A 20009-nucleotide genomic window follows, 5' to 3' on the forward strand; every position below is an offset into this window, starting at 1 on the left:
GCTGGACTCAGAGGCGTTTGGCGGACAGGATCACCACGTCGTCGCTCGGCACGTCGGCGAAGCCGTTGCGGCGGGTGGTGGGAACCTTGGCGATCTGGTCGACCACGCCCATGCCACGCACCACCTTGCCGAACACGGCATAGCCGAAGTCGCGGGCACCATGGTTGAGGAAGTCGTTGTCGGTCAGGTTGATGAAGAACTGGCTGGTGGCCGAGTCGACCACTCCGGTACGGGCCATGGCGAGGGTGCCGCGCTCGTTGAGCAGGCCGTTGTCGGCCTCGTTCTTGATCGGTGCACGGGTCTTCTTCTCCTGCATGCCGGCGCTGAAGCCGCCGGTCTGCACCATGAAGCCCGGGATCACGCGGTGGAACAGGGTGCCGTCGTAGTAGCCGCTGTCGACGTACTCGAGGAAGTTCTTCACGCTGATCGGCGCCTTGGCCGGATCGAGTTCTACCTCGATCTCGCCGAGGCTGGTGGCGATCAGGACGTGCGGCTTGGCGGCAGGCGTGGCGGCCAGCAGGGAACCGGCGAAGAGCAGGGTGCAGGCGGCGATCAGGAGACGTTTGAGCATGGTTGTTCCTTGGTTTTATCGATATCGGCGAGGAAGCCGAGCAGGGTGGTGTTGAAAATCTCGGGTTGGTCCATCGGCGTGGCGTGGCGGGAGTCCTCCACCACCACCAGGCGGGCGTCGGCGATCCGCTCGCAATAGGCCTGCTTCAGCGATACCGGCGTGTAGTCGCGATCCGCGCTGATCACCAGGGTCGGACAGGCGATCTCGGCCAATCGTTCCTGCACGCCCCAGCCGATGATCGCGTCGAGGCTGGCCAGGTAGGCGCGCTTGTCGTTCTCCGCCCAGCGCGCCTCGATCTTCTCTCGCAGCCCGGCCTGTTCCGCCTTGGGAAACAACAGCCGGCCGAGGGCGCGGCCGATGGTCCGCAGGCTGAGCAGGCGCGAGAGGAGCTTGCGCTTGGCCACCTCCAGATGTTCGCGAGGCTTGCGCGGGATGACTTCCGGAGTGCTGTTGACGATGGTCAGGCTGCGCAGCAGGTCGGGTCGGTCGCAGGCCAACTGGAAGCCGATCATCCCGCCCATGCTGATGCCGACCAGGTGTACCGGGCCGCAGCCGAGCCGGTCGAGCAGCGCCGCGCAGTCCTCGGCGAAGCCGGCCATGCTGTAGCCGCCGCGCGGCTTGCCGGAGCGGCCGTGGCCGCGCAGGTCCGGGACCAGCAGGCGGTAGTGGCCCAGCAGGGCCGGCAACTGGTATTCCCAGTCGCGGGCGCTCGAACCGAGACCGTGCAGCAGCAGGACCGGCGCGCGCTCGGTGGGACCGGGGTGGTCGTCGTAGACGAGGGTGCAGTCGCGGTGCTGGAAGTCAGGCATCTGCGTTCACTCGGCGGCCGGTTCGGGCGCCGCGAAGGGCGCGTTGAGCGGTACGTTGGCGAACGACTTGAGCATTTCCATGAGGATCTGGCTGGCCGGGCCGAGCGGCTTTTCCTTGTTGGTGTAGAGGTAGAAGCGGCTCTGCCGCACGCCGCCCTGGCTCAGCGGCAGCGGCTTGAGCTGGCCACTCTGCAGTTCGCGCTCGATGATGTGTCGCGGCAGCCAGGCGAAGCCCAGGCCGTTGCCGACGAAGGTCGCCGCGGTAGCCAGGCTGCCCACCGTCCAGCGCTGTTCGGCGCCCAGCCAGCCGTGGTCGCGCGGCTGTAGCCGGCCGCTGTCGCGGATCACCACCTGCATCTGGGTTTCCAGGTCCTGGTGGGTCAGTTCGCGTTGCAGGCGGTGCAGCGGATGGTCGGGGTGGGCCACGGCGACGAACTCGACCACGCTGAGGTCGGCGCCGAGGTGGCCGGGAATGATCAGGCCGCTGATCGCCAGGTCGGCGGCGCCCTGGATCAGCGCTTCCTCGACGCCGGAGAGCACTTCCTCGCGCAGCAGCACGCGACAGCCGCGGCTCTGCGGCATGAAGGCGGACAGCGAGCGGACGATCCGCGCGGTGGGGTAGGCGGCGTCCACCACCAGGCGCACCTCGGGTTCCCAGCCCTGTTCCATGTGGTGCGCCAGTTCCTCCAGTTGCCCGGCCTGCTTGACCAGTTGCCGCGAACGGCGCAGCAATACTTCGCCGGCCTCGGTCAGCACCGCCTTGCGTCCGTCGATGCGCAGCAGCGGCACGCCGAGCTGTTCCTGCATGCGCGCCACGGTATAGCTGATCGACGATTGCGAGCGGTGCAGGGCTTCCGCGGCCTGGGCGAAGCCGCCGTGGTCGACCACCGCCTGCAGGGTCCGCCATTGGTCCAGGGTTACGCGTGGCGCTTTCATTTCCGCCTCCTCGAATGCAGGGATGCCTCGCCGGCGTTTCCGCGGCCGGCAGGCGATGACGAGTGCGCCGGAGGGGCGACTTCGCTTATCGTGTCGTCGGCGTCCTGTACGGGGTAGCTGTCCATTCTCTTGACGTACGGGATGCCGTGGTTTTCAGGGTGTTGCCATTTTTCCATCTGTCGCTACCGGGAGTCCGGCCATGAAAAGGCTTTGCTGTTTCGCACTATCGCTGCTGCCCCTGTCCGCTTTCGCCTATCCGATCGAGGTCGACCCGCAACTCAACGGCACCGAGGTCTCCTACAGCACCCAGGACATCGGGCGCGACATGGGCGCGATCCTTCTCACCAACCTGGGAGGCCAGGCGGCAGAGTGCACGGCGGTGTTCCGCAACGGCCCGGAGACCCCGAAAGTGCGCAAGGGCGTGATCCAGCCCGGGCAGAACAGCAACTTCACCGCGCAGTTCGGCCGCGACATCATCAAGTTGCGGATCAAGCTGACCTGCAAGATCGCGAAATAGAGCGTTCTCTCACCGAAAGACTAGGTGGTGCCTGTTTATAAATCAACCTGGTCGATATTTAACAGCGGTTTTTTCAACTTTTTAATCGATTAATCATTCTCTACCCTCACCTCCATCGTTGTAGCGCAGTGGGTGGAGGTCGAGTCATGTCCCGTGTCCTGGTTATCGAGAGCAGTGCCCGCCAACGGGGCTCGGTTTCCCGCCTGCTGACGGCGGAATTCATCTCCCACTGGAAAATCGCGCATCCCGCTGATCGCTTCCAGGTTCGCGACCTGGCGCGCGAGCCGCTGCCGCACCTCGATGAATTATTGCTGGGAGCCTGGACCACCCCCTGTGATGGCCATAGCGCTGCGGAAAGGCGCGCCCTCGAGCGTTCCAATCGCCTGACCGAGGAGTTGCGGATGGCGGACGTGCTGGTGCTGGCGGCACCGATGTACAACTTCGCCATTCCCAGCAGCCTGAAGAGCTGGTTCGACCATGTGCTGCGCGCCGGCCTGACCTTCCGTTACGCCGAGCAGGGGCCGGAAGGCCTGCTACAGGGCAAGCGCGCCTTCGTTCTCACCGCCCGCGGCGGGATCTACGCCGGCGGTGGTCTCGATCACCAGGAACCCTATCTGCGCCAGGTGCTGGGCTTCGTCGGCATCCACGACGTCACCTTCATCCACGCGGAGGGCATGAACATGGGCCCGGAATTCCGTGAGAAAGGCCTGGCGCGAGCCCGTGAGCGGATGCGGCAGGCGCTGGAAACCGACACCTCCCTTTGCGTCCCTCTGCCAACGCTCCGGTGATTGGACGCAGCACCCGGTCGAACCCCTTCCCCCCGCGTGTTCGACCGGGTTTTTTTATTCCCTGCGGACTTTCGATGGTTGCCGGTGTGACGGCCGGGGCGGATTCAGGCGCGCTCGGGATCGCCTCGTTCGTCGCCGACTGCTGTTTTCCTGCCCCGTGCACCGAGGCGCGCCGACAGCACGATGGCGAGGATGATCAGGGCACCGCCGAGGAACATCCGCGGCCCCGGCGTCTCATGGAACAGCAGCCAGGCGAAGGCGATCCCGTAGACCGGCTCCAGGGCGAATACCAGTGCCGCGGTGCGGGCCTTGACCACCGCCAGGCTGGCCACGAACAGGCTGTGCGCCAGGCCGGTGCAGAAGACGCCCAGCAGGGCCAGCCAGAGCCAGTCGAGAGCGGGTAGCGCCGGTAGTTCGCCGACCGCGAATGGCAGCAGGCACAGGGTGACTACCAGGTTCTGCCAGAGCGCCGCCTGCACCGGGCCGACCTGCCCGCTGTTGCTACGGTTGGCCAGCGACAGCAGGGCGAACAGCAGGCCGGAAAGGATCGCCCAGAGCAGGCCGAGGGTGGCGCCGCTGGCGAGGTCGAAGTTCGGCGTGACCATCACCAGGCCAAGGCTGACCAGGACCACCAGCAGTCCTTCCGCGAGATGAATGCGCTCGCGGAAGAGCAGCCCTTCGAGGATTACCGTGAAGGCCGGGAAGCTGGCGAAGCCGAGGGTGGCGATGGCCACGCCGGCGGTCTTCACGGCGATGAAGAAACTCACCCAGTGGCCGGCCAGGAGCAGGCCGCAGAGCGCCAGGCGCAGCCATTGCGCGGGTCCCAGGGCGCGCCAGGCCTGGCCCGCGAGGCGGGCGAAGAGGCCGAGGGCGAGCACCGCGAACAGCGCACGACCGAACACGATCACCCCGGGGGAGGCGCTGGCCAGCTTGCCGAACACCCCGGTCAGGCCGAAGAGGAGGGCGCCGCCGTGCAGGGCGGCGAGGGCGGAACGTCGATTCATGGGGATCCTTCAGGCCAGGCGCGCACCGTTGGGCAGGGGCTTGTCGAAGCCGGCCAGGACCACCTTGTCCTCGCTATCGTAGACCCCGGTGACCAGGACCTCCGAGCGCACCCCGGCGATCTGCTTCGGAGCGAAGTTGCAGACGCAGAGGACCTGGCGTCCGACCAGTTGCTCGGCCTGGTAGTGTGCGGTCAGTTGCGCGCTGGAGGTGCGCAGGCCGAGCGGTCCGAGGTCGACCTCGAGGACATAGGCGGGTTTGCGTGCCTTGGGGTTGGGAGCGGCGCTGAGGATGGTGCCGACGCGCAGTTCGACGCGTTCGAAATCCTGCCATTCGATGATGTCCATGCTGACTCCTGTTCTGTCGATGGGCAGAGAGTAAGGAGTCGTGACGGATTTGTCTGTCGTGCGGCTAGCCGGTTTTGTCGCGGGACTCGCGACGCAGTTGTCGCGGGGTGACGCCGAACTCGCGGACCAGCGCTGCGGTGAAGGCGCTCTGCGAGGCGTAGCCGACCCGGGCGGCGATCTCGCCCACCGCCAGGCTGCTCTCCAGCAACAGTTCGTGGGCCTGGTGCAGGCGTCGGCTGCGCGCGTAGTCCATGGGCGTCTGTCCGGTCTCGGCGAGGAACAGGCTGTGGAAGCGCGCCACCGAAAGACCGGCCAGCCGCGCCAGGTCGGCTACCTGTAGCGGATGGGCGGCATGGCGGTCGAGGTAGGCGTCGAGGCTGGCCAGTGGCAGGCGGGGCTGCTGGCGCGGCGGCTGGCGCTCGCTGGCCAGGCTGGCGAGGAGCAGGCCGGCGCCCTGGTGGGCGATCACCGGGTCGTTGATCGGGCCGCTGGCCAGCCAGTTCACCAGTTGGCCCTGGGCGGGCGTCAGCGACAGCGCCTGCGGTCGCTCGAACAGCCGCCTACCGGCTTCGGCGTGTTCGCCCAGGCCCAGCAGCAGGCTGCCGTCGCAGGGCAGGTCGAGGACCAGGCAGCGGCTGCCGGAGGGACTCGAGCAGGCATGCCGGGCTTGCGCCGGAACCACCGCGAAGGTCTGCCGCAACACGCGGCTGCCGCGCCCCTCGACCTCGAAGTCGAGGCAGCCGCTGAGGCCCAGGACCAATTGGGCATGGTCATGGCTGTGGACGATCTGGTCGTGGCTGTAGTGGCGCAGGGAAAGGATCGAACCCATGGCGAAGCTCCCGGAGGCAGGCGCCCAGTCTACCCGCTGGCGCCGGCGACAGACAGCCGGGCCCTGTCACGCAACGGTCGCCGGCCTGTCACAGTCGTTTCACCGGCGCCGGCCAAGATCGGAAAAACACCGTCGGAGACCCGCCGATGAGCACCGCGCAACGCTTCACCTCGAACCGCAAGCAGCGGGTCCGGACCCTGTGGATCTCGGATGTCCACCTGGGGACGCGGGATTGCCAGGCCGAACACCTGGCGGCGTTCCTCAAGCGCTACCACGCCGATCGCATCTACCTGGTGGGCGACATCATCGACGGCTGGAAGCTGCGCGGCGGCATCTACTGGCCGCAGGCGCACACCAACGTGATCCGCCGCCTGCTCACCCTGAGCAAGCGCGGCACCGAGGTGATCTACGTCACCGGCAACCATGACGAATTCCTGCGCCGCTATTCGAGCCTGATCCTCGGCAACATCCGCCTGGTCGACGAGGCGGTGCACAGTACCGCCGACGGCCGCAAGCTGCTGGTGATACACGGCGACCAGTTCGACGTGATCACCCGCTACCACCGCTGGCTGGCGTTCCTCGGCGATTCCGCCTACGAGTTCACCCTGCTCCTCAACCGTTGGCTGAACCACTGGCGGCGGCGCTGGGGCTACGGCTACTGGTCGCTGTCGGCGTACCTCAAGCACAAGGTCAAGACCGCGGTGAACTTCATCAGCGACTTCGAGGAAGCCATCGCCCACGAGTGCCACAAGCGCGGGCTCGACGGGGTGGTCTGCGGGCACATCCACCATGCCGAGATCCGCCGCATCGAGGGCGTCGATTACCTCAACTGCGGCGACTGGGTGGAGTCCTGCACGGCGCTGATCGAACACTGGGACGGCAGCATCCAGCTCTACCGCCTGGCCGAGGAGCAGGCGTGGCTGGCGGCGCAGGCCGCGGCGGTCGAGCCGGCGGCATGAGGCTATTGATCGTCAGCGACGCCTGGTTACCGCAAGTCAACGGAGTCGTCACCAGCCTGCTGGCCCTGCAGCGCGAGCTGGAACTGCTGGGCCACCAGGTACGGGTGCTGTCGCCCGCCGACTTCCGCTGCCTGCCCTGTCCCAGCTATCCGGAAATCCCCCTGGCCTGGAACCTCTGGCGCCTCGGCGGGCTGATCGAGGCCTTCGCCCCGGATGCCGTGCACCTGGCCACCGAGGGGCCGCTCGGCTGGGCCGCGCGGCGCTGGCTGGGCAAGCGCGGCCTGGACTTCACCTCGGCGATCCATACGCGCTTTCCCGAATACCTGCGTGACCGCTGTCCGTGGCTGCCGTTGTCCTGGGGCTATGCCTTCCTGCGCACCTTCCATCGGCCGAGCCGGGCGGTGCTGGTGAGCACCCCGCGCCTGCGCGACGAGTTCTGCGCCTGGCGCTTCCAGCACCTGCGGCTGTGGCGCAAGGGCGTCGATACCGAACTGTTCCATCCCGCCGAGACACCTCCGGCGAAAGAGCGGCCGCCGGTGTTCCTGTATGTCGGGCGGCTGGCGACGGAAAAGAACCTGGAGGCGTTCCTCGATCTCGAACTGCCGGGCGAAAAATGGCTGGTGGGCGACGGCCCGCAGCGGGCGGCGCTGGAGCAGCGCTATCCACAGGCGCGTTTTCTCGGCTACCGCCATGGTCGCGCGCTGGCCGACGCCTACCGGGCGGCCTCGGTGCTGGTGTTCCCCTCGCTGACCGATACCTATGGCCTGGTGATGCTCGAAGCCCTGGCCTGTGGCGTGCCGGTGGCGGCCTTCGCCGTGCCGGGGCCGCTGGATGTATTGCAGCAGGGCGTGACCGGGGTCATGCACGAGGATCTTGGCGAAGCCTGCCGCCAGGCGCTGGCGCTGGATCGCCAGGCCTGCGGGCGCTGGGCGCGGGAGCAGTCCTGGCGGGTTTCGGCGGAGGAGTTCCTGGCGCTGCAGGCGAGCGGCCCGCGGACTGCGCCGGAATGGCGCGACGAACTGCCGGCGGCGTTCGACGAACTTAGAGGATGACCTTGTCGCGCAGGCGTTCGGCGGCCTGTTGCAGGGCCTGGATGACCCGTTCCTTGTCGTAGTTCTGGATGTTGTTGGTGTCCAGGTACATGGAGAAGCCGGGCAATTCGTGCTCGACGTAGCTGGGCGCGGCGCCGAGGTCGCGGCGCGAGTCCACCACCTGGTAGATCTGCACCGGGCGGCTGAAGCCCTTGACCGCGATCTGGCCCTTGTCGCGGCACATGATCACGTCCTTGATCAGCGAGTAGGTCTCGTGGGAAATGAGGATTTCGCCGGCTTCCGAGGCGCTTTCCAGGCGGCTGGCGAGGTTCACCTCGCGGCCGATGATGGTGTAGTCCATGCGCGTGTCGGCGCCGAAGTTGCCCACCGTGCAATAGCCGGTGTTGATGCCCATGCGGATTTCCAGCGGCTTGGTGATGCCCTGGGCCCGCCACTGCTGGCGTAGCACCTTCATGTGCTTGCGCATGGCGATGCCCATCGATACCGCAGCCACGGCGTCCTTCTTCGCGCCCTGGGTGCTGGGGTCGCCGAAGAACACCATGACGCAGTCGCCGACGAACTTGTCGATGGTGCCGCCGTACTTGAGGGCGATCTTCGACATTTCGTTGAGGTAGTTGTTGAGCAGGTCGGTCAGGGCCTCGGCTTCCAGTTCCTCGGATAGCTCGGTGAAGCCGCGGATGTCGGAGAAGAACACGGTGAGCTTCTTGCGCTGGGTTTCCAGGCGCACGCTCTTCTTGCCGCTGAAGATCATTTCCCAGACCTGCGGCGACAGGTACTTGGCCAGGTTGCGCGCGAGCCGCGCGGCCTTTTCCTGCTCGCGGGCGATCTCCTGGCGCACCTGGGCCAGGCGCAGGCCCTGCTGGTGGCCGAAGAAGGCGGTGATGCAGATGTACAGTCCGCAGAACAGGATGCTGACCGCGGCCACCTCGACCGGGGTATTGCCCAGCAGCGGCGGGGCGACGAGCACGGCGACCAGCAGGGCGCTGCTGGCCGATACCAGCAAGGCCATGCCGAGCAGGCGCAGGCCGCCGATGACCAGCGCGGTGAAGCTCAGCACCAGCAGGAACATCAGGCTGGGCACCACGGAGAAGCCGAGCAGCGCCATGCCCAGGCCACAGTGCACGGCGTCGACCGCGAGCAGGGCGCGGGTCACCTTGCGCGGGTCGTGCTGGCGGAAGCGCTGGCCGAGGTGGTACGCCAGGTGCGGGTAGAGCAGCGCATAGGGCACCATCCAGAGGATGCCGTAGCTGAAATACTGGGTGTAGGTTCCCGCCGCGATGCTGGCGCCACAGGCGATATAGGCCAGCACGCGCGAATAGTATTCACGCATGGACGCGACGGACCGGCTCGTCGGCGAGCGGTCGGGGAGGGTAGGCTTCATGCGCTGGAGAGGATCCCTGTGTATTTTCGTCCCGGCTCGGCCTCGTGAGCTTTCCGCCTGGGGAATGGCGGGTGGCCAGGTTGCTGGCGGAATCTTAACCAAGCGTTTGCGCGGCGGCCAGTGACAGCTGATCGATAGTTCAGGAAAGCGCGCCGATCCGGGACCGACGGTCGTCCCGGGGGAGCGACCGGCCCGGGGGGCCAGCCGCGCGGATGGGTCAGAAGCGGATGCGGCCGGTGAAAGCGTCCTTGAGCATCACCCAGTCGCCCATGAACGACCACAGCGGGTACTTGAAGGTGGCCGGGCGGTTCTTCTCGAAGACGAAGTGGCCGACCCAGGCGAAGCCGTAGCCCACCAGCGGCAGCGCCAGCAGCCATAGCCACTGCTGGCTGGCCACGGCGTGGAAGAGCACCGCCAGCACCAGCAGGCTGCCGACGTAGTGCAGGCGGCGGCACACCGCGTTGCTGTGTTCCTGCAGGTAGTAGGGGTAGAACTCGGCGAAACTGTGGAAACGCTCGTCATCAGGGCTGCTCATGGAATGCCTCCTCTCGTTGTGTCCGCGCAGTGTAGTGCGGGCCGCACGATGTCGCGGATGACATACAGGGCCAGTTTAGTATCCTTGGGCCGCCAGGCCGGACGACGGTCGGCGTGCCTCCCGCCAGAACAAGAAGAGACCGATGCCGGAACGTACAACCTTGTCCAGCTGGGTCCAGGGCATCGTCCTCGCCCTGGAGCTGGAAGGCCTCGACGGACGCCAGCTGTTCGCCGAGCTGGGCCTCGACTACCAGGCCTTGCAGGACCCCGACGCGCGCTTCCCGCAGGACGCCATGAGCCGTCTGTGGCAGCGTGCGGTGGCGCTCAGCGGCAACCCGGCGATCGCCCTGAACATCGCCCGGGTCCGGCGCCCGGCTTTCCACGTCGTCGGCTATGCGCTGATGTCGAGCCGCAACCTGGCGGAAGGCTTCGCGCGCCTGGAGCGCTACCAGCGGATCATCGCGGAAGCGTCCGACCTGACTTTCCGCCGCACGCCGCAGGGCTATCGAATCGGCGTCACGGTGCATGGCGATCGCCTGCCGGCGCCACCGCAGAGTGCCGAATGCTCGCTGGCCTACCTGGTGGACATGGTCCGCTGGATCACCGGCCGGTCGCTGGACCCGCTGGCGGTGGAACTGCCCGGCGCGCCCCGCGAGCCGCTGGCACCCTATGTCGAGCTGTTCCGCGCGCCGCTGCGCTTTCACGCCGAGGAGTTCGCGCTGGTGTTTTCCCGCGTCGACCTCGAGACGCCGCTACCCTCGGCCAACGAGGCGCTGGCCCAGTTGCACGATCGCTTCGCCGGCGAATACCTGGCGCGTTTCAGTACCAGCCGCATTACCCATCTGACCCGGCAGACCTTGTGCCGGCTGCTGCCGCAGGGAGAACCCAAGCGCGAACGGGTGGCCCAGGCGCTGCACCTGTCGCAGCGCACCTTGCAACGGCGCCTCCAGGAAGAAGGCACCAGCTACCAGCAACTGCTCGACGACACGCGCCGGGATATGGCCGAACAGTATCTCCAGCAGCCCGGCCTGACCTTGCTGGAAGTCGCCTACCTGCTGGGTTTCGCCGATCCGAGCAATTTCTTCCGGGCATTCCGCCGCTGGTTCGGCTGCACGCCCAACGAATACCGGGCGCGCCGCCAGGAGCGCCCGGGCTAGTCGCCAGGCCAGGCGGGACGCTTCAGGGCTGCACGGCGGGTTGCGCCGAGGCCTGGCGTAGGGTCCAGTCGAGAACCTGGGCCGACAGCGTATCGCCGGCCTTGCCGAAGGCGCTGACCACCGCCGCGACCTTCTTGCCATCCACCGGCTGGCTGACCTCGAAACGCCGGCTGGCGACCACGCGCTTGTCGTCGGTACGCACCAGGCGCGCGTCGTAGCGGATCAGCGCGCTGGCCTGGCCGTTCGGGTACTCGGTCTGGAAGGCGCGAAGGTCGCCGCCCAGTTCGAAATCGGCCTGCAGGTTGCTGTCGTCGCTGCTCAGGCCGCGGACCCGGCCGTCGGCCTGGAACGCCTGCATCAGACGATCGCGCAGCAGCGACGGCGCCGGATCGCTCCAGCGCGCGCCCTGGTACACGCTGATTTCGTCGCCGTGCGGGCGCACCGCGATGCGCGGGCTCTCCAGCACCAGGCTGGTACGCGGCCGGGCGATCCGCAGCGACCAGTCGACCGGCCGCGCGGCGGCGCTGGCCGGAGGGTTGTGCACCGGTAGCAGGTAGACCTGGAGGACCTGCGCTTCCGGTAGGATCGAGCAGGCGCCGAGGGTGGCGAGCGCGGCCAGGGACAGGCGACGCAGCGGGCGAAGGGCGAGCCTCATGGGGTGAACTCCTTGGTTTTTTCCCGGCCCAGCAGGTAGTTCGCCGGGTTCTCTTCCAGGCGCCGGCTGATTCCGCGCAGTGCCGCCAGGGTATCGCGCAGTTCGCTGACCGCCGGGCCCAGCTCGGAGAGTCCCTGGATGCCGCCGTCCAGCGAGTGGCGATTCTCGCTGATCAACTGGTCGAGGGTGGCGCTGGTGCGCTCCAGCGAAGCCATGGTCTTGTTGGCGTTTTCCAGCATCCCCTTGCCTTGCTCGTTGAGCAGGCCGTTGGCGCTGCGCATCAACTCGCTGGCCTGGGCCAGCGCGGCGTTGGCCTGCCTGCTCGCCTGGGCCAACTGCTGCATCACCGCGCTGACGTTCTCGCGCTCGGCGGAGAGCGCGCCGGTGGCCTGGTCGAGATGGTCGAGGGTGCGGCTGATGCGCGCTGTGTTTTCCTCGGAGAGCAGGTTGCTGAAGCGCGCGATGAGCTGGTTGATGTTGCCCATCAGGTCTTCGCCGTTGCTCAGCAACTGGGTCAGCGGCGAGGGCGTGGCGACGATCACCGGGATCTTCCCGTCCTTGCCCTCCAGCATCGGGCTGGCGGGCGTGCCGCTGCTGAGCTGGATGATCGAGGTGCCGGTGATCCCGGTGAGCGCCAGCTTGGCGGTGGTGTCCTGCTTGATCGGCGCGCTGGCCACCACGCGGATGCGTGCCCAGACCTTGCGCGGGTCCTGCGGATCGAGGCGGAGGAAGGCCACGTCGCCGACCTTGATCCCGCTGTACTGCACCGAGCTGCCCTGGGAAAGGCCGCTGACCGCTTCGTTGAAGACGATGTCGTAGTAGTTGAACTTGCCCTCCGAGCCGGACTTGGCCAGCCACAGGCCGAAGAGCAGGGCGGCGCCGATCACGATCACGCTGAACAGGCCGATCAACACATGGTGGGCTCGGGTTTCCATCTCAGTGATTCTCCGGCACGGCGGCGGCTTGGTGGGCGGCGCGCCCGCGCGGCCCGTGGAAGTATTCGCGGACCCAGGCGTCGTCGGTGGCGGCGACCCGTTCCAGGGTATCGACCACCAGGACCTTCTTCTGCGACAGCACGGCGACCCGGTCGCAGATGGTGTACAGGGTGTCCAGGTCATGGGTGACCAGGAACACGGTCAGGCCGAGGGCGTCGCGCAGGGTACGGATCAGGTTGTCGAAGGCCGCCGCGCCGATCGGGTCGAGGCCGGCGGTGGGCTCGTCGAGGAACAGGATGTCCGGGTCCAGCGCCAGGGCGCGGGCCAGGGCGGCGCGCTTGATCATGCCGCCGGAAAGCGAGGCCGGATACTTGTCGCCGGCGTTGGCCGGTAGCCCGGCCAGGGCCAGCTTGACCTGGGCCAGGTGCTCGGCGTCGGCGCGCGGCAGGCCGGCGTTCTCGATCAGCGGCAGGGCGACGTTCTCCACCACGGTAAGCGAGGAAAACAGCGCGCCCTGCTGGAACAGCACGCCGAAGCGCCGTTCGACCAGGGAGCGGCGCTCCTCCGGCAGTTGCAGCAGGTCTTCGCCGAACACCCGCACGCTGCCGGAGGTCGGCCGGCGCAGGCCGACGATACTGCGCAGCAGCACCGACTTGCCGGTGCCGGAGCCGCCGACCACGCCGAGGATCTCGCCGCGACGGACGTCGAGGTCGAGGTGCTCGTGGACCGCCTGGGCGCCGAAACGGTTGCACAGGTCGCGGACCTGGATGATCGCCTGCGGGTTGTCCTGGCTCACCAGCCCATCTCCATGAAGAACAGCGCGGCGAGGGCGTCGAGCAGGATCACCACGAAGATCGAGTGGACCACGCTGGTGGTGGTGTGCTCGCCCACCGACTGGGCGCTGCCGCTGACCTTGAAGCCTTCCAGGCAGCCGATCACGGCGATCAGGAAGGCGAACAGCGGGGCCTTGCTGATACCGACCAGGAAATGCTGTACGCCGATTCCGTCCTCCATGATCGACAGGAACATCGCCGGCGGGATGTCCAGGGTCCAGGCGCAGACGGTCATGCCGCCGACGATGCCGCAGAGCATGCCGACGAAGGTCAGCATCGGTAGCGATACCAGCAGCGCCAGCACCCGCGGCAGCACCAGCAGCTCGATGGGGTTGAGGCCGAGGGCGCGGATCGCGTCGATTTCCTCGTTGGCCTTCATCGAGCCGATCTGCGCGGTGAAGGCGCTGGCGGTGCGGCCGGCCATGAGGATCGCGGTGAGCAGCACGGCGAACTCGCGGAGGAAGGAGAACACCACCAGGTTGACCGTGTAGATGGTCGCGCCGAAGTTGGCCAGCACCGTGGCGCCGAGGAAGGCGATCACCGCGCCGACCAGGAAGGTCAGCAGGGCGATGATCGGCACCGCGTCCAGACCGCTCTTCTCGATGTTCGCCACCAGCGGTGTGACCCGCCAACTGGCCGGGCGGACCAGGCTGCGGAGCAGGGTCTCCAGGGTCAGGCCGATGAAGCCGAGGAGTGCCTTGAGGTGCAGCCAGAAGGTCTCCATGGCACAGCCGATGCGAGCCAGCAGTTCGATGGCGGTGGTCGGCGGCTTGGGTTTTTCCGGTTCGCAGAAGTCGTGCAGGGCGTGGCCGACGGTCTTCAGCAGGGCCTGGCGCTCGCGCGGCAGGCCGGGCTCCAGCTCGGCGAGGTCGGCCAGCCGCTCGGCGCCGAGCAATTCGGCGAGCAGGGCGGCGCCGGCGGTATCCAGGGCGCCCAACTGGCTCAGGTCGAAGCTGGCGTTGGCCGCCACTTCGCTGCGCAGGCGCGTCACCTCGCGCTCCAGAGCCGTGTAGTGGGCGAGCGTCCAATCACCTATGGCTCTGACGCGGGCGGGCTGGGTGGAGCTATCCAGGCTCACGTGGCCGGGTTGCGGCTGTGTCGTCATGGTGCAGAAGCTTACACCGGCTTTTCAGTCCCTGAGTAGAGCCATTGCAGACAGGCCCGTGAGCGCTCAGTGGCGCCAGAACGCCGGGGTCAGCAGGACCAGCACGGTGATGATCTCCAGGCGGCCGAGCAGCATGCCGGCGGCCAGCAGCCACTTGGCGGCGTCCGGCAGGCTGGCGAAGTTGCCCGAGGGGCCGATGATGGGCCCCATCCCCGGGCCTACGCCGGCCACGGTACTGGCGGCGCCGGTGAGCGCGGTCATCCAGTCCAGGCCGATCAGCGACAGGCCGAGGGCGAGCAGGCAGACGACGATCGCGAAGAAGAACGAGAAGGTCAGGATCGAGCGGACGATTTCCTCGTCCAGGCGATGGCCGTTGTAGTTCTGCTTGAGCACTGCGCGCGGATGGATCAACTGGTAGAGGTTGGCCTTGAGCAGGGTATAGGCGACCTGGAAGCGGAAGATCTTGATACCGCCGGCGGTAGAACCGGAGCAACCGCCGATGAAGCCGAGGTAGAAGAACAGCATGATCGAGAAGTGCCCCCACATGCTGTAGTCGCCAAGGGCGAAGCCGGTGGTGGTGACCACCGAGGTGACGTTCACTGCGACGATGCGGAAAGCATCCATCCAGGGCAGCTTGGAGGTTACCGCGTACCAGGTGCCCATCAGCAGCCAGGTCACCAGCAGCAGGCCGAGCAGGCCGCGGACCTGCTGGTCCTTGATCAGCGCCTTGCGGTGTCCGCGCAGGGTGGCGACGTAGAGCGCGAACGGCAGGCTGCCGAGGATCATCACCACTACCGCGGTCCAGTGAACCGCTGGCTGCTTCCACTTGGCCAGGGATTGGTCGGAGGTGGAGAAACCGCCGGTGGAAATCGCCGACATGGCGTGGTTGACCGCGTCGAACGGGCTCATGCCCGCGCCCCAGAAGGCCAGGCTGCCGAGCAGGGTGATGCCGACATAGGTGGCGACGATGTACTTGGCGACCATGTGCGAGCGTGGCAGGACCTTTTCCGAGCGGTCCGAGGATTCGGTCTGGAACAGGCGCATGCCGCCGATCCGCAGCATCGGCAGGATCGCCACGGCCATGGCGATGAAGCCGATGCCGCCCAGCCAGTGCAGCAGAGAGCGCCAGATGAGGATGCCCGGGGACATGTCGTCCAGCCCGCTGAGCACGGTGGAGCCGGTGGCGGTGATTCCCGACATGCTTTCGAAGAAGGCATCGGTGTAGCTGATGTGCTGCTGCAGGACGAACGGCAGGGCGGCGAAGATGCATACCAGCACCCAGCTCGATACGGTGAGCATGTACATGTCCCGCGGGCGCAGGTGGACATGCTCGGGACGTCCCGGCAGGACCAGGCCGAGGCCGGTGACGAAGGTGGCGACGCTGGACCAGATGAATGCCTGGATGCCTTCGGTACGGTCGAAGGCGAGCATGGTCAGGATCGGGACCAGCATGCTGGCGGCCAGAGTGATCAGGAAGATGCCGATGATGAAACCGAGGATACGTAGGGTCGGCAAGGCCATGGATCGTGGGGCTCTGGGCGGTGGCGGACCGGTCATTCTACCAGCCGTCCGCGGAGAGTAAATCTGCCGCTGCGCCCCTCTTCACAGCAGCCGCGAAATCGCTAGAATCTCGCTTCGCCCGCCGGCGCTCGCCGGTTTCTCTGGTGTTCTGCCAACCATGTCCACTGACAATCCGTGTCTTACCTGCGGCGCCTGCTGTGCGCATTTTCGTGTGTCTTTCTATTGGGGCGAGTGCCGTTCCGCAGGCGGCGTCGTACCCGACGAACTGACCGTCCGCATCAGCCCGCAGATGGTCGCCATGAGCGGTACCGAGAACAAGCCGGCGCGCTGCGTCGGGCTGCTCGGCGAGGTCGGTTGCGGCGTTCGCTGCACCGTCTACGAGCAGCGCTCGAGTACCTGCCGCGAGTTCGAGGCGGCCTGGGCCAACGGCCAGCCCAACCCGGCCTGCGATGCCGCGCGCGCCGCCTACGGCCTGCCGCCGCTGACCCCGCCGCTGCAGCCGCACCTGGCGCCGGGACGGGTCGCCTGAGAGCGGGCGTGAGCCTGGCGATTGCGTCTACAATGGCGATTTCGTTTCTGACAGGAGTTCGCCCATGGAGGCTCTCGACGCCTTGCTCACTCGCGTTTCCCACGCCCGCCTGAGCGATCCCGCGCCCTCGCCGGAGCAGCTCGACCGGCTGTTCCGGGTCGCCTTGCGTGCCCCGGACCACGGGCAACTGCGGCCCTGGCGCTTCATCCTGGTAGAGGGCGAAGGCCGCCGGGCCCTGGGCGACCTCTACGCCCGCGCCCTGGCGAGCCGCCAGCCGGACGCCGCCGAGGAAGCGCTGGCCAAGGCCCGCAACATGCCGCTGCGCGCACCGCTGCTGGTCGTGGCGGTGGCCTGCCTGCAGGATCACCCGAAGGTGCCGCATGGCGAGCAACTGCTGGCCGCTGGCTGCGCTGCCCACGGCCTGGTGCTGGGCGCCTATGCCCAGGGACTGGGGGCGATGTGGCGGACCGGCGAGATGGCCACCGATCCGGTGGTGCACGCCGGCCTGGGGCTCGGCGAGCAGGAGCGGATCATCGGCTTCGTCTACCTGGGTACGCCGATGGGCGAGTTGCGCACGCCGGCGGAACTCGACCCGACGGCCTTCGTCAGCGCCTGGCCGGGCTGAGCGGCAACAGCAGGCGTACGCACCAATACGCGCCCTGGGCGTGCCAGAGCAGTCGTCCGCCCTGCCAGCCGGCCAGTCGTCGGGCGGCTTCCACGGCCGCCGGCAGCCAGCGCCGGCCTTCTTCCGCCTGGCCGAGGATGTCCAGGCGCAGCCGGCCGTGGCGTGCGTCCAGCGCCGGATTCAGTGTGATGCGCTGCCACGGGCGGGCCTGCGCGGCGCCGCCGAGCAGGCCGTAGAGCGCCTCGTGCAAGGCCGGGCGCCAGCTTTCCAGCGGCCAGGTGCCGCGTTCCGGCAGGTTCAGGTCGAGGCGCGCCCAGCGATGCCGCAGTTGCTGGGCGACCTGTCCCAGCTCGACCGCCAGGACCAGCGATTGCGGTTCGTCGCCGGGAGGTTCCGGCGGCGGCGCGATGGCCTGGGCGAGCGGGCGTTCATCGAGGAACAACGAAGCGGGAAGAGTCATGCCGGATGCTCCTGGGGAATTGTTCATCTGGGCGCGGCGTCATTCGGTCGCCTTGCGCCGTAGCGGCAGGCTGAGGGTGGCGATGAAGCCGCCGTCGGGATGGTTGCCCAGGCGCAGGTGCCCGCCGTGGCGCTCGATGGCGCGGCGGGCGATGGCCAGGCCCAGGCCGTGTCCCGGGCTGCTCTGGTTGGGTGCGCGGAAGAACGGCTCGCCCAACTGCTCCTGCAGTTCGGCGGCGATGCCTGGCCCATGGTCGCGGACGCTCAGGCGCAGGTAGTCGCCGGCGCTGCTGGCACGCACCTCCAGGGGTTGGCCGACGGGGTTGAAGCGCACGGCGTTGCGCAGCAGGTTGTCTACCGCGCGTTCGAACATGTCCGGCCAGCCGTCGATGCTCAGGTCAGGCGCCACCTCCAGGCGGATATCCTGTTCCGGAGCCAGCAGCAGGGCGTCTTCGCGCAGCCGCTGGAGCAGCGGTAGCAGGGCGATCCGTTGGCTCGCGCCGGGTTCGGCGTCGAGCCGGGCGAGGGCGAGGATCTCGCCGATCAGCGCTTCCAGGCGGTCGCATTCCTGTTCCAGGCGCGGCCACATCTGCGCCCGCGCTTCCGGTTCGGCGCGTTCGGCCAGGGCCAGGGCGATGCGCAGGCGAGCCAGCGGCGAGCGCAGTTCGTGGGATACGTCGCGGAGCAACTGACGCTGGCTGCCGATCAGGCTTTGCAGGCGTTCGCCCATGCGGTTGAAATCGCGCGCCAGGGTGCCCAGTTCATCGCCGCGCCGCGCCAGGCGGGCCAGGCTGTCCTTCTGGTAGGCGGTCTGGCCGAGGTCGTGCACGGCGCGCCGCAGACGGTTCAGCGGACGGGTGATGGACAGCGTCAGCAGCAGGCTGAACAGGGTCAGCACCACCAGTGCGATGCCCAGCGCGCTGAGCGGCCAGAGCAGGCTGCCGCGGTGCCAGGCCTCCAGCTCCGGGTGCGGGATGCGGTAGATGAACAGATAGGTATGGTTGCTCTGCGGGCTGACGTATTCCTGGCTCAGCTGGCGCCAGGGGAAGCGCGGCAGGTTGCGGTCGCTGGTGCGCGGCGGGCGGTGGTTGGGGCGCGGCAGGTAGGTGCCGTCGACCAGGCGCTGGCCGCTTTCATCGAGCACCTGGATGGAAATCCCGTAGTCGCGACGGCGTTGCTCCAGCAAGCCCTGGGCCGCGTAGCTGCCCTGTTCTTCGTAGAGGGCGGTCCACTGCTCGGCGAGATCCTTCAGGCCAGGATGGCGGGCGATGATCCAGGTGTCCTGGTTCAGCGCACGACCCAGCAGGATGGACAGCCCGGCGACCAGCAGCAGGGCCAGCCAGAAGGCGGCGAGGATTCGCCAGAAGAGTGAACGCATGGTTTTCCTGTTGAATCGCATGTCGGGCCGGCCGCGAGGGTAAACCCCTAGGATATGCGATTCCGGCTGGTCGGAAGACCGCTACCGGAGGACCCGGTAGCGGTGGCTCGGACGTCAGTTGGACTTCTTGTCGGCCTTCCATTGCTGGAATTCGGCCCACTCTGCCTTGCGCTGCTCGCGCTTCTTCTGCAGTTCGTCGAACTTCTTCTGCTGCTCGGGGGTGAGTAGGGCGCGGATGTCCTTCTGGGTCTTCTCGTGGCTGGCCTTGAGTTCGTCCTTCAGGGCCTTCTGCTCGGCCGCCGGCAGCTTGGCCAGGTAGCGCTGGGTGATCTCGTGGCGGGCCTTCATCTGTTCGCCCATCAGTTTGCCCATCTGCTGGCGCTGTTCGCGGGTCAGGTTCAGTTCCTTCATCGGGCCGCCATGCCGGGGACCGTGCTGGCCCATCATGTGGCCGCCTTCCATCGGCGGGGGCGGCAGGTCGTTGGCGGCGGGCGCGGCCATGGCGAAGGTCGGCAGGGCGGCGGCGATGAACAGGGCGGTTAGCGTCTTGCGCATGGTGTTTCTCCTTTCTGGGTCCGGCCATTTACCGGATGAGCCCAGTCTAGGGAGGTCAAGGTCAAGCGCGGTCAGCCCTGGGTAAAGCTTGGGTAAAGACCTTGTGTCGGCGGGCTGACGAAACCCGCTCAGTGGCTGTAGTAGTAGCCGCGGCCGCGCAGGGCGAGGATGCGCGGGCTGCCGTCGGGGTGGCTGCCGAGCTTCTTGCGCAGGTTGCTGACGTGCATGTCCAGGCTGCGGTCGTAGAGGGTCAGCTTGCGGCCCAGCGCCAGTTGCGCCAGGGCCTGCTTGTCCAGCGGCTCGCCGGGCTGGCGCAGGAGCGCTTCGAGGATGCGGCTTTCGGAAAGGGTCAGGCTGATCTCCTGGCCGTCGATCTGCGCCACGCCGCGCGTCAGGTTCAGCGACAGGTCGCCCAGTTGCATCTGCGCGCTGGGCTGCGCCGGGTGGGTTCGCCGCAGCACGGCGCGCAGCCGTGCGGTGAGTTCGCGCGGATCGCAGGGCTTGGCCAGGTAGTCGTCGGCGCCCAGTTCCA

Annotated in this window: 24 protein-coding genes; 7 read left to right on the plus strand and 17 right to left on the minus strand. The window is 67.6% G+C overall.

The window, feature by feature from the left end; genetic code table 11:
* Window positions 1-7: 7 nt before the first annotated feature.
* Genes ppiA through HMPREF2716_RS22965 form a run of 3 tightly spaced genes read right to left on the minus strand, consistent with a single transcriptional unit; the run spans window position 8 to window position 2316 of the window.
* On the minus strand, window positions 8-571 hold the full coding sequence (gene ppiA, locus HMPREF2716_RS22955; protein ID WP_003114812.1) for a peptidylprolyl isomerase PpiA: 564 nt from the start codon (window positions 569-571) through the stop codon (window positions 8-10).
* Window positions 553-1380 (minus strand): alpha/beta fold hydrolase, encoded by an 828-nt coding sequence (locus tag HMPREF2716_RS22960; RefSeq protein WP_003119699.1) that lies wholly within the window; start codon window positions 1378-1380, stop codon window positions 553-555. The genes ppiA and HMPREF2716_RS22960 overlap by 19 nt, the downstream gene beginning before the upstream one ends.
* A gap of 6 nt (window positions 1381-1386) precedes the next feature.
* The gene (locus tag HMPREF2716_RS22965; protein ID WP_003091534.1) at window positions 1387-2316 is read right to left on the minus strand and encodes a PA3225 family LysR-type transcriptional regulator; all 930 of its coding nucleotides are present in this window, start codon (window positions 2314-2316) and stop codon (window positions 1387-1389) included.
* 199 nt (window positions 2317-2515) lie between these two features.
* Here HMPREF2716_RS22965 and HMPREF2716_RS22970 point away from each other — a divergent pair, with 199 nt between their 5' ends.
* Window positions 2516-2833 carry a hypothetical protein gene (locus HMPREF2716_RS22970; RefSeq protein ID WP_003091533.1) on the plus strand — a complete coding sequence of 106 codons (318 nt, stop codon included), beginning with the start codon at window positions 2516-2518 and terminating at the stop codon, window positions 2831-2833.
* Between the two features lie 146 nt (window positions 2834-2979).
* Window positions 2980-3621: an FMN-dependent NADH-azoreductase AzoR3 gene (gene azoR3 / locus HMPREF2716_RS22975; protein ID WP_003114814.1), complete on the plus strand. Its 642-nt coding sequence runs from the start codon at window positions 2980-2982 to the stop codon at window positions 3619-3621.
* Between the two features lie 104 nt (window positions 3622-3725).
* On the opposite strand, the gene HMPREF2716_RS22980 is transcribed toward azoR3, so the two are convergent.
* The 3 genes from HMPREF2716_RS22980 to HMPREF2716_RS22990 all read right to left on the minus strand — a co-directional run bounded on the left by HMPREF2716_RS22980 (window position 3726) and on the right by HMPREF2716_RS22990 (window position 5799).
* Entirely contained in the window at window positions 3726-4625 is a 900-nt protein-coding gene (locus HMPREF2716_RS22980) for a DMT family transporter (RefSeq protein ID WP_070622020.1), read from the minus strand.
* A 9-nt stretch (window positions 4626-4634) separates the two neighbouring features.
* Complete coding sequence (locus HMPREF2716_RS22985; protein ID WP_003109191.1) at window positions 4635-4970, minus strand: tRNA-binding protein; 336 nt, start codon at window positions 4968-4970, stop codon at window positions 4635-4637.
* Window positions 4971-5034: 64 nt separating this feature from the next.
* Window positions 5035-5799, minus strand: a complete 765-nt coding sequence (locus tag HMPREF2716_RS22990) for a helix-turn-helix domain-containing protein (protein ID WP_003114816.1) — start codon at window positions 5797-5799, stop codon at window positions 5035-5037.
* A 146-nt stretch (window positions 5800-5945) separates the two neighbouring features.
* On the opposite strand from HMPREF2716_RS22990, the gene HMPREF2716_RS22995 reads away from it, so the two are divergent.
* Window positions 5946-6758, plus strand: coding sequence for a UDP-2,3-diacylglucosamine diphosphatase (locus tag HMPREF2716_RS22995; RefSeq protein WP_043494801.1), 813 nt, complete (start codon window positions 5946-5948; stop codon window positions 6756-6758).
* On the plus strand, window positions 6755-7810 hold the full coding sequence (locus tag HMPREF2716_RS23000; protein WP_003114817.1) for a glycosyltransferase family 4 protein: 1056 nt from the start codon (window positions 6755-6757) through the stop codon (window positions 7808-7810). The genes HMPREF2716_RS22995 and HMPREF2716_RS23000 overlap by 4 nt, the downstream gene beginning before the upstream one ends.
* Here the strand turns inward: HMPREF2716_RS23000 and HMPREF2716_RS23005 are convergent.
* Together HMPREF2716_RS23005 and HMPREF2716_RS23010 are read right to left on the minus strand one after the other, a co-directional pair.
* A complete protein-coding gene (locus tag HMPREF2716_RS23005; protein WP_003124349.1) occupies window positions 7800-9191 on the minus strand; it encodes a protein CyaB in 1392 nt (463 codons plus the stop codon). The two genes, HMPREF2716_RS23000 and HMPREF2716_RS23005, sit on opposite strands and share 11 nt — an antisense overlap.
* Window positions 9192-9408: 217 nt before the next feature.
* Window positions 9409-9726 (minus strand): Mpo1-like protein, encoded by a 318-nt coding sequence (locus HMPREF2716_RS23010; RefSeq protein ID WP_003114819.1) that lies wholly within the window; start codon window positions 9724-9726, stop codon window positions 9409-9411.
* Between the two features lie 142 nt (window positions 9727-9868).
* Here HMPREF2716_RS23010 and HMPREF2716_RS23015 point away from each other — a divergent pair, with 142 nt between their 5' ends.
* Entirely contained in the window at window positions 9869-10882 is a 1014-nt protein-coding gene (locus HMPREF2716_RS23015; protein WP_003114821.1) for an AraC family transcriptional regulator, read from the plus strand.
* Window positions 10883-10904: 22 nt separating this feature from the next.
* On the opposite strand, the gene HMPREF2716_RS23020 is transcribed toward HMPREF2716_RS23015, so the two are convergent.
* The 5 genes from HMPREF2716_RS23020 to HMPREF2716_RS23040 all read right to left on the minus strand — a co-directional run bounded on the left by HMPREF2716_RS23020 (window position 10905) and on the right by HMPREF2716_RS23040 (window position 15931).
* Window positions 10905-11537, minus strand: coding sequence for an ABC-type transport auxiliary lipoprotein family protein (locus HMPREF2716_RS23020; RefSeq protein WP_023129607.1), 633 nt, complete (start codon window positions 11535-11537; stop codon window positions 10905-10907).
* Window positions 11534-12472 carry an MlaD family protein gene (locus HMPREF2716_RS23025; RefSeq protein WP_023108566.1) on the minus strand — a complete coding sequence of 313 codons (939 nt, stop codon included), beginning with the start codon at window positions 12470-12472 and terminating at the stop codon, window positions 11534-11536. Before HMPREF2716_RS23025 ends, HMPREF2716_RS23020 begins: the two co-directional genes overlap by 4 nt.
* Window position 12473: 1 nt before the next feature.
* The gene (locus HMPREF2716_RS23030) at window positions 12474-13268 is read right to left on the minus strand and encodes an ABC transporter ATP-binding protein (protein WP_003091499.1); all 795 of its coding nucleotides are present in this window, start codon (window positions 13266-13268) and stop codon (window positions 12474-12476) included.
* Window positions 13265-14410, minus strand: a complete 1146-nt coding sequence (locus HMPREF2716_RS23035) for an MlaE family ABC transporter permease (RefSeq protein ID WP_023096529.1) — start codon at window positions 14408-14410, stop codon at window positions 13265-13267. Before HMPREF2716_RS23035 ends, HMPREF2716_RS23030 begins: the two co-directional genes overlap by 4 nt.
* 66 nt (window positions 14411-14476) lie before the next feature.
* Entirely contained in the window at window positions 14477-15931 is a 1455-nt protein-coding gene (locus HMPREF2716_RS23040; protein WP_003114825.1) for a TrkH family potassium uptake protein, read from the minus strand.
* Between the two features lie 157 nt (window positions 15932-16088).
* Here HMPREF2716_RS23040 and HMPREF2716_RS23045 point away from each other — a divergent pair, with 157 nt between their 5' ends.
* On the plus strand, window positions 16089-16460 hold the full coding sequence (locus tag HMPREF2716_RS23045; protein ID WP_003114826.1) for a YkgJ family cysteine cluster protein: 372 nt from the start codon (window positions 16089-16091) through the stop codon (window positions 16458-16460).
* A gap of 64 nt (window positions 16461-16524) precedes the next feature.
* Complete coding sequence (locus HMPREF2716_RS23050; protein WP_023108565.1) at window positions 16525-17085, plus strand: nitroreductase family protein; 561 nt, start codon at window positions 16525-16527, stop codon at window positions 17083-17085.
* On the opposite strand, the gene HMPREF2716_RS23055 is transcribed toward HMPREF2716_RS23050, so the two are convergent.
* The 4 genes from HMPREF2716_RS23055 to HMPREF2716_RS23070 all read right to left on the minus strand — a co-directional run.
* The gene (locus HMPREF2716_RS23055) at window positions 17066-17545 is read right to left on the minus strand and encodes a hypothetical protein (RefSeq protein ID WP_003114829.1); all 480 of its coding nucleotides are present in this window, start codon (window positions 17543-17545) and stop codon (window positions 17066-17068) included. The two genes, HMPREF2716_RS23050 and HMPREF2716_RS23055, sit on opposite strands and share 20 nt — an antisense overlap.
* 39 nt (window positions 17546-17584) lie before the next feature.
* On the minus strand, window positions 17585-18922 hold the full coding sequence (locus HMPREF2716_RS23060; RefSeq protein WP_033862852.1) for a sensor histidine kinase: 1338 nt from the start codon (window positions 18920-18922) through the stop codon (window positions 17585-17587).
* A 114-nt stretch (window positions 18923-19036) separates the two neighbouring features.
* A complete protein-coding gene (locus HMPREF2716_RS23065) occupies window positions 19037-19477 on the minus strand; it encodes a Spy/CpxP family protein refolding chaperone (protein ID WP_003091492.1) in 441 nt (146 codons plus the stop codon).
* 128 nt (window positions 19478-19605) lie between these two features.
* Window positions 19606-20009: response regulator transcription factor (locus HMPREF2716_RS23070; protein ID WP_049263289.1), on the minus strand; the 404-nt coding region annotated here is incomplete at its 5' end.

It is taken from the genome of Pseudomonas sp. HMSC076A11, assembly GCF_001810205.1.
Lineage (GTDB): Bacteria > Pseudomonadota > Gammaproteobacteria > Pseudomonadales > Pseudomonadaceae > Pseudomonas > Pseudomonas aeruginosa.